The 11,792-nt window shown below is 49.6% G+C and carries 14 protein-coding genes; 6 read left to right on the top strand and 8 right to left on the bottom strand.

Annotated elements, in window-relative coordinates; translation table 11 throughout:
- Window positions 1-36 precede the first annotated feature (36 nt).
- Entirely contained in the window at window positions 37-780 is a 744-nt protein-coding gene (gene rstA / locus ACUU1I_RS16760) for a two-component system response regulator RstA (RefSeq protein ID WP_005050251.1), read from the bottom strand.
- Between the two features lie 128 nt (window positions 781-908).
- Here rstA and ACUU1I_RS16755 point away from each other — a divergent pair, with 128 nt between their 5' ends.
- Window positions 909-1,244, top strand: coding sequence for a GlpM family protein (locus ACUU1I_RS16755; protein WP_000524858.1), 336 nt, complete (start codon window positions 909-911; stop codon window positions 1,242-1,244).
- On the opposite strand, the gene folM is transcribed toward ACUU1I_RS16755, so the two are convergent.
- The 3 genes from folM to ydgH all read right to left on the bottom strand — a co-directional run bounded on the left by folM (window position 1,241) and on the right by ydgH (window position 4,512).
- Window positions 1,241-1,963, bottom strand: coding sequence for a dihydromonapterin reductase (folM, locus tag ACUU1I_RS16750; protein ID WP_000520806.1), 723 nt, complete (start codon window positions 1,961-1,963; stop codon window positions 1,241-1,243). The two genes, ACUU1I_RS16755 and folM, sit on opposite strands and share 4 nt — an antisense overlap.
- A gap of 36 nt (window positions 1,964-1,999) precedes the next feature.
- The gene (locus ACUU1I_RS16745) at window positions 2,000-3,382 is read right to left on the bottom strand and encodes an amino acid permease (RefSeq protein WP_000412377.1); all 1,383 of its coding nucleotides are present in this window, start codon (window positions 3,380-3,382) and stop codon (window positions 2,000-2,002) included.
- 185 nt (window positions 3,383-3,567) lie between these two features.
- The gene (ydgH, locus tag ACUU1I_RS16740; protein WP_152030612.1) at window positions 3,568-4,512 is read right to left on the bottom strand and encodes a DUF1471 family protein YdgH; all 945 of its coding nucleotides are present in this window, start codon (window positions 4,510-4,512) and stop codon (window positions 3,568-3,570) included.
- 523 nt (window positions 4,513-5,035) lie between these two features.
- Between ydgH and pntA the strand changes: the two genes are divergently transcribed.
- Both pntA and pntB read left to right on the top strand, forming a co-directional pair.
- A complete protein-coding gene (gene pntA / locus ACUU1I_RS16735) occupies window positions 5,036-6,568 on the top strand; it encodes a Re/Si-specific NAD(P)(+) transhydrogenase subunit alpha (protein ID WP_005068200.1) in 1,533 nt (510 codons plus the stop codon).
- A gap of 10 nt (window positions 6,569-6,578) precedes the next feature.
- On the top strand, window positions 6,579-7,967 hold the full coding sequence (gene pntB, locus ACUU1I_RS16730; protein WP_000014042.1) for a Re/Si-specific NAD(P)(+) transhydrogenase subunit beta: 1,389 nt from the start codon (window positions 6,579-6,581) through the stop codon (window positions 7,965-7,967).
- A gap of 24 nt (window positions 7,968-7,991) precedes the next feature.
- Here the strand turns inward: pntB and tqsA are convergent, their stop codons facing one another.
- The gene (tqsA, locus tag ACUU1I_RS16725) at window positions 7,992-9,026 is read right to left on the bottom strand and encodes an AI-2 transporter TqsA (protein WP_001118228.1); all 1,035 of its coding nucleotides are present in this window, start codon (window positions 9,024-9,026) and stop codon (window positions 7,992-7,994) included.
- Window positions 9,027-9,159: 133 nt separating this feature from the next.
- Between tqsA and ACUU1I_RS16720 the strand changes: the two genes are divergently transcribed.
- From ACUU1I_RS16720 to mdtI, 3 genes are all read left to right on the top strand, one after another.
- Entirely contained in the window at window positions 9,160-9,330 is a 171-nt protein-coding gene (locus ACUU1I_RS16720; RefSeq protein ID WP_001303517.1) for a protein YdgV, read from the top strand.
- 106 nt (window positions 9,331-9,436) lie between these two features.
- Window positions 9,437-9,802: a multidrug/spermidine efflux SMR transporter subunit MdtJ gene (mdtJ, locus tag ACUU1I_RS16715; RefSeq protein ID WP_000276149.1), complete on the top strand. Its 366-nt coding sequence runs from the start codon at window positions 9,437-9,439 to the stop codon at window positions 9,800-9,802.
- Window positions 9,789-10,118: a multidrug/spermidine efflux SMR transporter subunit MdtI gene (mdtI, locus tag ACUU1I_RS16710; RefSeq protein ID WP_000046661.1), complete on the top strand. Its 330-nt coding sequence runs from the start codon at window positions 9,789-9,791 to the stop codon at window positions 10,116-10,118. The genes mdtJ and mdtI overlap by 14 nt, the downstream gene beginning before the upstream one ends.
- Window positions 10,119-10,156: 38 nt before the next feature.
- On the opposite strand, the gene ACUU1I_RS16705 is transcribed toward mdtI, so the two are convergent.
- From ACUU1I_RS16705 to asr, 3 genes are all read right to left on the bottom strand, one after another.
- Window positions 10,157-10,978, bottom strand: a complete 822-nt coding sequence (locus ACUU1I_RS16705) for a trypsin-like serine peptidase (protein WP_001260855.1) — start codon at window positions 10,976-10,978, stop codon at window positions 10,157-10,159.
- 99 nt (window positions 10,979-11,077) lie between these two features.
- Window positions 11,078-11,161 (bottom strand): small membrane protein YdgU, encoded by an 84-nt coding sequence (locus ACUU1I_RS16700; protein ID WP_000233090.1) that lies wholly within the window; start codon window positions 11,159-11,161, stop codon window positions 11,078-11,080.
- Between the two features lie 92 nt (window positions 11,162-11,253).
- Window positions 11,254-11,562, bottom strand: a complete 309-nt coding sequence (asr, locus tag ACUU1I_RS16695) for an acid resistance repetitive basic protein Asr (protein WP_011110587.1) — start codon at window positions 11,560-11,562, stop codon at window positions 11,254-11,256.
- Window positions 11,563-11,792: the final 230 nt, after the last annotated feature.

Below are 11,792 nucleotides of genomic sequence, written 5' to 3'. Positions count from 1 at the left end.
ATTCGTTAATTGTTCTCTTTTTCAGATGAACAAATATTAGTCATCTGATTGTTTATTGTCACTATCCCATGCATGAGGCGCAAAAAGATAGCCTTTGTTACGCACAGTTTTAATGCGATAAGGTTCTGCGGCGTTATCGAGCAGTTTTTTTCTTAACCGCGAAATAGCCACGTCCACGCTACGATCCAGTCCGTCATAACTGACGCCGCGTAAATTTTTCAGCAATGCATCGCGGTCCATGATTTGCCCGGCATGCGTAGCTAGTTCCCACAATAATTCGAAATCAGCTGTCGAGAGCGAGATTTCAGTGTTAGCCAGGGTGACTACGCGGTTGATGGGGTCGATAGTTAACGTGCCGAAATGCAGGGCTTTGTAGGGAGTCAGAGACGTTTCCTGAAGACCTTTGGTCAGTGTGGCTTGCTCATTCTGACGCAAATGCAAACGTAAACGCGCTAGCAAAACAGCAGGGGGCGTCGTTTTGAGAATATAGTCGCAGGCACCCATTTCCAGTGCCAGGATGTGGTTCATATCGCTATCGAGAGAGGTTAGAAGAACAATCGGTCCAGACCACTTTGCGCGTAAATCACGACAAATGGTCATGCCGTCCTTGCCTGGTAGCATGATGTCGAGTAACACCAAATCCGGATTTTCTCGCAAAATGGTTTCTTCGGCCTGGTCGCCGCGCGGTTCTACGGTAACCTGCATATCATGTTTTGCCAGGTACGCGGCAATCAGTGAACCGACTTCCGCATCATCTTCCACAAATACGATAGTGTTCATAACATTCACGGTAGATATAAAAACGTCACAATACACCGCGCTGTTTTTACTTACTATCAATCGTTTCTAAACAAGTTTTCATCAGGTATTCTACTGATGACTTGTTATGGAAGTGTTAAGGTAAAAAGATGGGGCTGGTAATCAAAGCCGCGCTCGGTGCGCTGGTAGTGCTGTTGATTGGTGTTTTAGCAAAAACGAAAAATTATTATATCGCCGGGCTGATTCCACTTTTCCCGATCTTTGCGCTTATCGCGCATTATATTGTTGCCAGCGAACGCGGCATTGAAGCCTTACGCGCAACCATCATTTTTAGTATGTGGTCGATTATTCCCTATTTTGTTTACCTGGTGTCGCTGTGGTATTTCACCGGAATGATGCGCTTGCCCGCCGCTTTTGTTGGTTCTGTTGCGTGTTGGGGGATAAGCGCATGGGTGTTGATTATATGCTGGATAAAGCTGCATTAACGCAGATGACGACCGCCATCAAGTGGGAAACTGCGTCCGGTGACAAAGCAACTGGTAAGTAAGTAATCGACCAGGTCGATCACTTCTTTCTCGCCAGGCGCGGTTTTCATCAGTGATTTATTCAGCGCCTGTTGTCGATATTCGGCATCATCATGTTCATTAAACAGGATCAGCGATGGCGCAATAGAATTCACTTTCACTTCCGGTGCCAGCTTGCGGGCAAACGAGCGGGTCATATTATCCAGTGCCGCTTTGCTTGCAGCATACGCAACATGTTTGTCGCTGCCGCGCTCCACCACATAATCGGTAAAGTGAATGATATCGCTGGCGGCGTGTCCGTGCCCACGCAGTAATCTTTCCAGCGCATGGTTGAGCAGGTATGGGGTATTAACGTGGATCTGCATCATGCAAGCCAGTACGTCGGCCAGTGGCGCACCCGGTTTTTCCGCAATCCACGCACTGGCGTTATGCAAAATAGCACGCAGACCATGGGTGGTTTTTAGTACTTCATCGGCAAACGCCATCACACCGTCGTTGGTCGAAAAATCAGCCTGAATACACTGCGCACCTGCATTAATCAGTCCATCAATGGCTGGATAGTGTGTCCGATAGCTGACAATCACCGGTTGCTTTTGATTAATGAAATGCCATGCGAGGGCGAGGCCGATGCGACGACCTCCGCCAGTAATTAATATTGGCAAGGGCTGGGTTTTACCCATCGTTATCTCCTTTGCTATCCAACGATGGGATGAACGTTATCCCACCAGCATCCAGGTCGCCGGAACTGAGGCAATTAACAGCATGCCAATCAGCACCATTTCCTGACGGTTCAGTACATTATCATGTGTATGCGTTTTGCGCGCATACAGGAAAACCAGCAGCCCCGGTGCATACAGAACAACGGATAACAGCAAGTGCATTGGACCAGAGGCGTACAATAACCATAAGCCATAAATGCAGGCACCGACACCTACCGCTTTATGCAGTGGACGGGTTGCGATTTTCAGCAAGAACGCGCCGACCAGGAAATAGGGCACCAGAATCATTTCTGAGGCGATGGTCAGCAACGTGTTGTAATCGGAACCGGTCAGCCAGATGAGTACCAGACAAATTTGCACGCAGATGTTGGTCAACCACAGTGAGGCGGATGGCGCAGCTTGTGCGTCCTGGCGCGCAAAAATGCGTGGGAATGCTTTATGAGTGGCAGCCAGGAACGGAACTTCTGCCGCCATGATGGTCCAGCTTAAGTACGCGCCGCAAACGGAAACGATCAAACCGGCAGCGATGATGATTTCGCCCCATGGTCCCATCATTTCCACCATCAGACCGGCCATTGACGGGTTACGAATTTCAGCCAGTTCAGGACGTGCCACCACACCCAGCGAAAGCAGCGTTACCAGCAAGTAAACGCCCAGAGCGGAGAGAACCGCCAGCAGTGTCGCTTTGCCAACATCACGTTTATTACGCGCACGCGCAGAAACAACCACGGCACCTTCCACACCAATGAAAACCCACAGGGTGATCAGCATGGTGTTTTTCACCTGTTCCCAAACAGGTACGCCAAGTGCAAGTCCGGTGAAGTCGAGCTTGAAGGTATCCAGTTTGAACATCATCATCGCCAGCACAACAAACAGACCCAGCGGCAACAATTTTGCCAGTGTCGCCACCAGGTTAATGCTGGCAGCGGTTTGCACCCCGCGCAGGATCAAAAAGTGAACAATCCACAATAAAGCCGATGCACCGACTATCGATTGCCAGGTATTACCATCGCCAAACAGGCGCAATTCCGGCGTGTCCGTAAAAAAGCTTAACGCGGAAAAAACGATCACCAGATAGGAGACGTTGGCGATGACCGCGCACAGCCAGTATCCCCATGCGGAACAAAAGCCGATTAGCTCGCCAAACCCTTCGCGGGCATAGGTAAAGATACCGCCATCAAGTTCGGGACGAATGCGCGTGAGGATCAGCATGGCAAAGGCCAGCAATAAAATGCCAGCGCCAGTAATACCCCAGCCGATGAGCAGTGCTGCCGGGCTGGCAACTGCCGCCATATTTTGCGGCAGACTGAAAACACCCGCGCCCAGCATTGAGCTTAATACCAGCGCGGTGAGTGCGCTCAGTCCCAGTTTCTTTTCCATCGATATCCAGTGATTAAAACGTGATAAGAAGAATAAATATTAGGGCAAAACGCATAAAAATGGAGTTTGCCACTGAAGCGCGGGATTTTACGAAAAGATGTGTCTGCATGCAATGGTCGCGGGGAAATTTGTGACTAAAAATGCGAAAGGCGGCATCAAGCCGCCTTATAGGAGTAACTGAATAGTTATTTATACAGATCTGCGCTGACGGTCAGGTTATTACCACGTTTCTGCCACTGGCGGGTGATGTGGTAATACTTAGCACCTTTCTTCGCGGCACGTTTCGCAACCTGATAGGAGACTTCGGTCATGTTGCCGTAGTTGCCAGAGAATTTGATGCTGTCGAACGGGACCATCATCGCTGCTGTCGCTTTGTTCAGTTCTTCGACTTTAGTGCCATCCGGGAGCGTGACGGTGTAACGCCCGCCTTTTGATGACTGGGTTTCAAAGAAGCGACCGACTTCAGAACTTGGTGATGCGGTAGTCGCAACACCCGGGATCTCAACTTTCTTCGCGGCTTCGCCACCGGCAGCCAGAGCTGCACGTCCTGCTTCGGAATCTGCCGGGATCACATCCGGGCTCTGGACGATACGTTTCTTAGCATCTTTTTTATAGATGAATGCAGTAATACGCTGGTTGCCGCCCTGGTTGGCATCGATTTGACGAACGATGTAGAAAGAGTAGGCACCTTTCGCTTTTGCCGCTTTGGTGATGGCATCATTGACTTCTGGCTGGCTACGATAGAAGCCCTGGACGGTGACCGTGTCAAACGGTTCAATCAGAACAGCCTGATCTTTCGGCAGTTCGACAACACCGTTAATTACGCGATTACTTGTTTCTTCTGCTTTTTCAGCATCGGCTTTATAGAGGTCAGCGACCACACGCCAGTTACCGCTGTTACCAAAATCAGAAGTGTCGACAACATAAAAAGAGGCGGCACCTTCTTTATCTGCGCGACGAGAAACGGCTTTCACCGCTTCGCCAATAGCATTAAAACGACCGGTAACCACTACACGGTCAAAAGGTTTAGCCGCTGCCGCTTGCTCCGGTGTCAGTTCTGTTGCTGCGTTAACGGAGAATGCCGTAGCAGAAAGCAGTGCCGACGCCAGGAGGGTGTTCTTAAGCTTCATAAAAATAATCCTTCGCCTTGCGCAAACCAGGTACTGGTATTGTTATTAACGAGAAACGTGGCTGATTATTGCATTTAAACGGTGTAACTGTCTGCGTCATTTTTCATATCACATTCCTTAAACCAATTTTAATCCTGCTCAAATGACCGTCTATGCTTAAAAAACAGCCGTATCAGCATCATTACTACTGAAGCAACTGAATTGTATAAGTTAATTTAATGTTAAGTAGTGATTCGTGCCGGGGCGATGTCTCGTTTTACCCGACCGTCGAAGACAATTATCAGTCTTTATCCGGCGTTCTAAGGTGTTTATCCCACTATCACGGCTGAATCGTTAATATTTTGCGAGTTCACGCCGAAATACTGATTTTTGGCGCTAGATCACAGGCATAATTTTCAGTACGTTATAGGGCGTTTGTTACTAATTTATTTTAACGGAGTAACATTTAGCTCGTACATGAGCGGCTTGTGTGGCTCCTGACACAGGCAAACCATCATCAATAAAACCGATGGAAGGGAATATCATGCGAATTGGCATACCAAGAGAACGGTTAACCAATGAAACCCGTGTTGCAGCAACGCCAAAAACAGTGGAACAGCTGCTGAAACTGGGTTTTACCGTCGCGGTAGAGAGCGGCGCGGGTCAACTGGCAAGTTTTGACGATAAAGCGTTTGTGCAAGCGGGCGCTGAAATTGTAGAAGGGAATAGCGTCTGGCAGTCAGAGATCATTCTGAAGGTCAATGCGCCGTTAGATGATGAAATTGCGTTACTGAATCCCGGGACAACGCTGGTGAGTTTTATCTGGCCTGCGCAGAATCCGGAATTAATGCAAAAACTTGCGGAACGTAACGTGACCGTGATGGCGATGGACTCTGTGCCGCGAATCTCACGCGCACAATCGCTGGACGCACTAAGCTCGATGGCGAATATCGCCGGTTATCGCGCCATTGTTGAAGCGGCACATGAATTTGGGCGCTTCTTTACCGGGCAAATCACTGCGGCCGGGAAAGTGCCACCGGCAAAAGTGATGGTGATTGGTGCCGGTGTTGCAGGTTTGGCCGCCATTGGCGCAGCAAACAGTCTCGGCGCGATTGTGCGTGCATTCGACACCCGCCCGGAAGTGAAAGAACAAGTTCAAAGTATGGGCGCGGAATTCCTCGAGCTGGATTTTAACGAGGAAGCGGGCAGCGGCGATGGCTATGCCAAAGTGATGTCGGACGCGTTCATCAAAGCGGAAATGGAACTCTTTGCCGCCCAGGCAAAAGAGGTCGATATCATTGTCACCACCGCGCTTATTCCAGGCAAACCAGCGCCGAAGCTAATTACCCGTGAAATGGTTGACTCCATGAAGGCGGGCAGTGTGATTGTCGACCTGGCAGCCCAAAACGGTGGCAACTGTGAATACATCGTGCCGGGTGAAATCTTCAGTACGGAAAATGGTGTCAAAGTGATTGGTTATACCGATCTTCCGGGCCGTCTGCCGACGCAATCCTCACAGCTTTACGGTACTAACCTCGTTAATCTGCTGAAACTGTTGTGCAAAGAGAAAGACGGCAATATCACTGTTGATTTTGATGATGTGGTGATTCGCGGCGTGACCGTGATCCGTGCGGGCGAAATTACCTGGCCGGCACCGCCGATTCAGGTATCAGCTCAGCCGCAGGCGGCACAAAAAGCGGCACCGGAAGTGAAAACTGAGGAAAAATGTGCCTGCTCACCGTGGCGTAAATACGCGTTGATGGCGCTGGCAATCATCCTGTTCGGTTGGCTGTCAAGCGTTGCGCCGAAAGAGTTTCTTGGGCACTTCACCGTTTTCGCGCTGGCCTGCGTTGTCGGTTATTACGTGGTGTGGAATGTATCGCACGCGCTGCATACACCGTTGATGTCGGTTACCAACGCGATTTCAGGGATTATTGTTGTCGGAGCACTGTTGCAGATTGGCCAGGGAGGCTGGGTTAGCTTCCTTAGTTTTATCGCGGTGCTTATAGCCAGCATTAATATTTTCGGTGGCTTCACCGTGACTCAGCGCATGCTGAAAATGTTCCGCAAAAATTAAGGGGTAACATATGTCTGGAGGATTAGTTACAGCTGCATACATTGTTGCCGCGATCCTGTTTATCTTCAGTCTGGCCGGTCTTTCGAAACATGAAACGTCTCGCCAGGGTAACAACTTCGGTATCGCCGGGATGGCGATTGCGTTAATCGCAACCATTTTTGGACCGGATACGGGTAATGTTGGCTGGATCTTGCTGGCGATGGTCATTGGTGGGGCAATTGGTATCCGGCTGGCGAAGAAAGTTGAAATGACCGAAATGCCAGAACTGGTGGCGATCCTGCACAGCTTCGTGGGTCTGGCGGCAGTGCTGGTTGGCTTTAACAGTTATCTGCATCATGACGCGGGAATGGCACCGATTCTGGTCAATATTCACCTGACGGAAGTGTTCCTCGGTATCTTCATCGGGGCGGTAACGTTCACGGGCTCGGTGGTGGCGTTCGGCAAACTGTGTGGCAAGATTTCGTCTAAACCGTTGATGCTGCCAAACCGTCACAAAATGAACCTGGCGGCTCTGGTCGTTTCCTTCTTGCTGCTGATTGTATTTGTTCGCACGGACAGCGTCGGCCTGCAAGTGCTGGCATTGCTGATAATGACCGCCATTGCGCTGGTATTCGGCTGGCATTTAGTCGCCTCCATCGGTGGTGCAGATATGCCGGTGGTGGTGTCGATGCTGAACTCGTACTCCGGCTGGGCGGCTGCGGCTGCGGGCTTTATGCTCAGCAACGACCTGCTGATTGTGACCGGTGCGCTGGTCGGTTCTTCGGGGGCTATCCTTTCTTACATTATGTGTAAGGCGATGAACCGTTCCTTTATCAGCGTTATTGCGGGTGGTTTCGGCACCGACGGCTCTTCTACTGGCGATGATCAGGAAGTGGGTGAGCACCGCGAAATCACCGCAGAAGAGACAGCGGAACTGCTGAAAAACTCCCATTCAGTGATCATTACTCCGGGGTACGGCATGGCAGTCGCGCAGGCGCAATATCCTGTCGCTGAAATTACCGAGAAACTCCGCGCTCGTAGTATTAATGTGCGTTTCGGTATCCACCCGGTTGCGGGGCGTTTGCCTGGACATATGAACGTATTGCTGGCTGAAGCAAAAGTACCGTATGACATCGTGCTGGAAATGGACGAGATCAACGATGACTTTGCTGATACCGATACCGTACTGGTGATTGGTGCTAACGATACGGTTAACCCGGCGGCGCAGGATGATCCGAAGAGTCCGATTGCTGGTATGCCTGTGCTGGAAGTGTGGAAAGCGCAGAACGTGATTGTCTTTAAACGTTCGATGAACACTGGCTATGCTGGTGTGCAAAACCCGCTGTTCTTCAAGGAAAACACCCACATGCTGTTTGGTGACGCCAAAGCCAGCGTGGATGCAATCCTGAAAGCTCTGTAACCCTGACGGCCTCTGCGGAGGCCGTCACTCTTTATTGAGATCGCTTAACAGAACGGCGATGCTTTGACCTCCCGCTGTTTGTTCAAGCGCAATTTTGACAATAATTGTCAACGGCACGGAAAGCAGCATACCCACCGGTCCTAACAACCATCCCCAAAAAATCAACGACAAAAATACCACCAATGTCGAAAGCCCCAGCCCACGTCCCATGATGCGCGGCTCCAGAATATTGCCGAAGACCAGATTAATCAGCAGATATCCCGCCAGCACCAGCAACGCTTCGTAGAAGCCATTAAACACCAGTACCTGAGCGATAGGGGGGATTGCCGCGAGAACTGAACCAATATTAGGGATGTAATTAAGCGCAAAGGCCAGCAATCCCCAGACAAAAGCGAAGTGAACATCGAGTGCGGCGAGCATCGCCCAGGCGACCAAGCCGGTGATGATGCTGATGGCTGTTTTCAGCACCAGATAATGAGAAACACTGTCAATCGCACGTTGAATCGCCGCCATCCCTTCAACCGGACGCGCCATCATTTGCTGAAATTTTCCGGGCAATTGTGGCACTTCGAGCAGCATAAACAGCACCGTCAGCAGCAATAAAAATATTGATGACATGGCATTAGATAACTGCGTCAATAAGTTGGTGAGCAACGTCATCGCCGCGTTCGGATCAATGTAATGCGCCAGTTGGTCAACTGAGACGTCAATCCCTACGCGTTGCAACAACGGCTCAAGAGCTTGCAGCGGCGTCATAATAGAGTTGCGATATTGCGGTAACGTCCGCGTCAACTCGTTGAGCGCGGAACCCAGATAAGCTAATAGCAACACCATCGCCATCACGATGATTGTCATCAAAATCGACACTGCCAGTACACGCGGCACACGCCAGCGGACCATATGTTGCACCAGCGGGTTAAGAATAACAGCAATAAATAATGCGAGAATAAACGGCACGATGATCTCGGCGGCAAAACGGATACCGCAGAGAATAATGACCAGCATTCCCAACATAATGACGATTTTTAGGCCATTGAGCGTGATGATCGGCTTTGCCATGCTTGTCCCCGTTTTTCTTCCTTTGCTAATAATAATGTCTTTTTCGCTCCGTCATCATAACGAAAATCAAACCGCTCAGGTAAAGAAGTGAAAATATTTTGAGTTAATTCTTAAGCTATGATACAAATCAGGCGTGTTCAACTACCGAGGACAATTATCATCTGCGATGACGAGAAGCAACACTGCGGATAATTGTAATATTATGGACAATTTGTTCAGGACGTTATTTTCTACATTTACCCATCTTCGTACCTCATCCACTATCTTGCTCGTAGGTGAGCAGCACTGGCGCAACGCGCTTTAGTCCTTTCTTCTGCCTAAGCTTGCCCTATGCGCAGGGCTTGACCACTTTACTTTGGTTTCGCTGAATTAAGCGAAAATTAAAATAGTTCTCTTGCAGGAGAAGGACAATGTATATTTATTGGATTTTATTAGGTCTGGCTATTGCTACAGAAATTACCGGTACGCTGTCAATGAAATGGGCGAGCGTCAGTGAGGGAAATGGCGGCTTTATTTTAATGCTGGTGATGATTTCTCTGTCGTATATATTTCTCTCTTTCGCCGTTAAAAAAATCGCCTTAGGCGTAGCTTATGCGCTGTGGGAAGGTATCGGTATTTTATTTATTACCTTGTTTAGCGTTTTGTTATTCGACGAAAGTTTATCGCTGATGAAAATTGCCGGGTTAACCACCCTGGTCGCCGGGATAGTGTTGATCAAATCAGGTACCCGTAAAGCGCGTAAACCTGAACTGGAGGTGAACCATGGCGCAGTTTGAATGGGTTCACGCCGCCTGGCTGGCATTGGCAATCGTGCTGGAAATCGTTGCTAACGTCTTTTTGAAATTTTCTGACGGCTTTCGTCGCAAAATATTTGGCTTGCTCTCCCTGGCGGCGGTGCTGGCGGCCTTTAGTGCGCTTTCTCAGGCCGTTAAAGGGATCGACTTGTCTGTCGCTTATGCATTGTGGGGCGGGTTTGGTATTGCCGCCACGTTAGCCGCAGGTTGGATCTTGTTTGGTCAACGGTTAAATCGTAAAGGCTGGATTGGCCTGGTCTTGCTGTTGGCTGGAATGATCATGGTGAAACTTGCCTGATGAAGACGCTGCCCGCGCTGTCGGGCAGCGTTTGAACATTATTTTTGCGACAGTTGATCCAGCTTGTCGCGAAAACCGGTAACAGAAATGGCCCGGTTATCGGCGCGCCAGCGATCTTTCGCGGCAGGAGCCGAACTTTGCACCCCAATTAATTGCCAGCCGTCATCGGTATGCAACATCAGAGGCGAACCGCTGTCACCCGGCAAGGTATCGCACTGATGTGACATCACCGACGTTTGCGCCCAGCCAGTCACTTCACAGTTTTGATGACTGTATAACGTATCGAGATGATCTTCAGGGTATCCCGCCTGAGTCACTTTACGACCAGCCGATTTTAATGCGGCAGTAAGCGCGGCTTTATCTCCCTCAAATAACGGCAACGGTGTAATGCCAGAAGGGGGATTACGTAGCACAATCAATCCGAAGTCCCACGGTGCAGCTGCGGGAGGAACAATCCAACCATCCCCATCTGCTTTTAACCGCTTTCCCAGTGTCGGATCAACGCGGCCTTCTATGTCGTGGATCTCATAGCGCCAAAGACCTTTATTTGACACAAAACGCAGCGCTACCGCCTTATCCGCTTTACCCTTAGGCGGCGTCAATAAACAGTGTCCTGCCGTTAATGCCAGATTGGGTGCAATCAGCGTCGCCGTACATAAATTGCCGCTGGCCGTTTCCAGTTGCCCAACCGCATCCCACGGTGATTGGGTCGTGTCATTCACTGGCACACGATCATCATGACCAAAAAACAGGGTGCTGACCTCATCGTTTGCCGATTTGGCAACGTCTGGTTTATCTGCAAACACAAAAGCAGACGTCAAACTAATTGCACCCAACACTACAGCAATGGTTGTACGCATATCACACTCTGGTGGGTAATTATGATTATTAAAAGCAAACCCTCATAAATACTATAGACGGGACGGGATGAAAGTGGGAGTAAAATCAGATAACTACAGTCAGGAAAGATAAAAACGGGCGGCAATCAGTGCGCATAAAATAAGGATGATAAGAATGAACTCAAAGCGATAACGGCCCACCATACTACCCTCCGCTAAAGGCGGTGCTAAACGTTACCCGCTTAGCACCGTAATTTTCAGGCGCGAGGGGGCGCGCCAGCATTACTGTTGAAAACTTACGCTGCGGGTTGTGCAGCAGGTTTTGCCGGTTGCTGATGGCCGTGTTTCCCGGCGTGTTTCTTCGCTGCCTGCGCTTTTTGTTCAGGGGCTTTCTGTTCAGCTTTCGTATTTTTATGATGCTTTTTAGCCGCCTGCGCTTTCTGGGCAGGTGCTGCTTTATGCTGTTTTTTATGATGTGTAGTTTTCGCTGGCGCTGCTTTGGTGGTCGTCGCAGTCGGAGCAGGTGTGGTCGCAGTCTCTGCAGCAAAGGCGGCAGAAGACAGACCCATAGCAGCGGCAACAACCAGAGCTAATACTTTTTTCATTGTCATACCCTCAATTTGTTTTTTCATTTAACCCCACTGCGGGGCCGTTGAAATAACTATATCCCTGGGAATGGCAGACTTCCGTGAGTGGTTGGTTTCAGCGTGTAACGATATGTACAAACGCTGAATAAATTACAGCGTTGATAATAACGTATTGTGACTTAAGGAAAATTTAGCTACCAATAATAGTAGTCTTGATCGGGTTAACTATTATACTACTTACAAAGCGG

Source organism: Shigella sp. SIG3 (assembly GCF_053555855.1).
The sequence above is the reverse complement of the archived record's forward strand: the minus strand, read 5'-3'. Positions and strand labels throughout refer to the sequence as shown.

What these genes read in the sequence shown, in the direction of transcription:
- rstA (WP_005050251.1), bottom strand. Translation starts at nt 780, where the DNA reads ATGAACACTATCGTATTTGTGGAAGATGATGCGGAAGTCGGTTCACTG.
- ACUU1I_RS16755 (WP_000524858.1), top strand. Translation starts at nt 909, where the DNA reads ATGGGGCTGGTAATCAAAGCCGCGCTCGGTGCGCTGGTAGTGCTGTTG.
- folM (WP_000520806.1), bottom strand. Translation starts at nt 1,963, where the DNA reads ATGGGTAAAACCCAGCCCTTGCCAATATTAATTACTGGCGGAGGTCGT.
- ACUU1I_RS16745 (WP_000412377.1), bottom strand. Translation starts at nt 3,382, where the DNA reads ATGGAAAAGAAACTGGGACTGAGCGCACTCACCGCGCTGGTATTAAGC.
- ydgH (WP_152030612.1), bottom strand. Translation starts at nt 4,512, where the DNA reads ATGAAGCTTAAGAACACCCTCCTGGCGTCGGCACTGCTTTCTGCTACG.
- pntA (WP_005068200.1), top strand. Translation starts at nt 5,036, where the DNA reads ATGCGAATTGGCATACCAAGAGAACGGTTAACCAATGAAACCCGTGTT.
- pntB (WP_000014042.1), top strand. Translation starts at nt 6,579, where the DNA reads ATGTCTGGAGGATTAGTTACAGCTGCATACATTGTTGCCGCGATCCTG.
- tqsA (WP_001118228.1), bottom strand. Translation starts at nt 9,026, where the DNA reads ATGGCAAAGCCGATCATCACGCTCAATGGCCTAAAAATCGTCATTATG.
- mdtJ (WP_000276149.1), top strand. Translation starts at nt 9,437, where the DNA reads ATGTATATTTATTGGATTTTATTAGGTCTGGCTATTGCTACAGAAATT.
- mdtI (WP_000046661.1), top strand. Translation starts at nt 9,789, where the DNA reads ATGGCGCAGTTTGAATGGGTTCACGCCGCCTGGCTGGCATTGGCAATC.
- ACUU1I_RS16705 (WP_001260855.1), bottom strand. Translation starts at nt 10,978, where the DNA reads ATGCGTACAACCATTGCTGTAGTGTTGGGTGCAATTAGTTTGACGTCT.
- ACUU1I_RS16700 (WP_000233090.1), bottom strand. Translation starts at nt 11,161, where the DNA reads ATGGTGGGCCGTTATCGCTTTGAGTTCATTCTTATCATCCTTATTTTA.
- asr (WP_011110587.1), bottom strand. Translation starts at nt 11,562, where the DNA reads ATGAAAAAAGTATTAGCTCTGGTTGTTGCCGCTGCTATGGGTCTGTCT.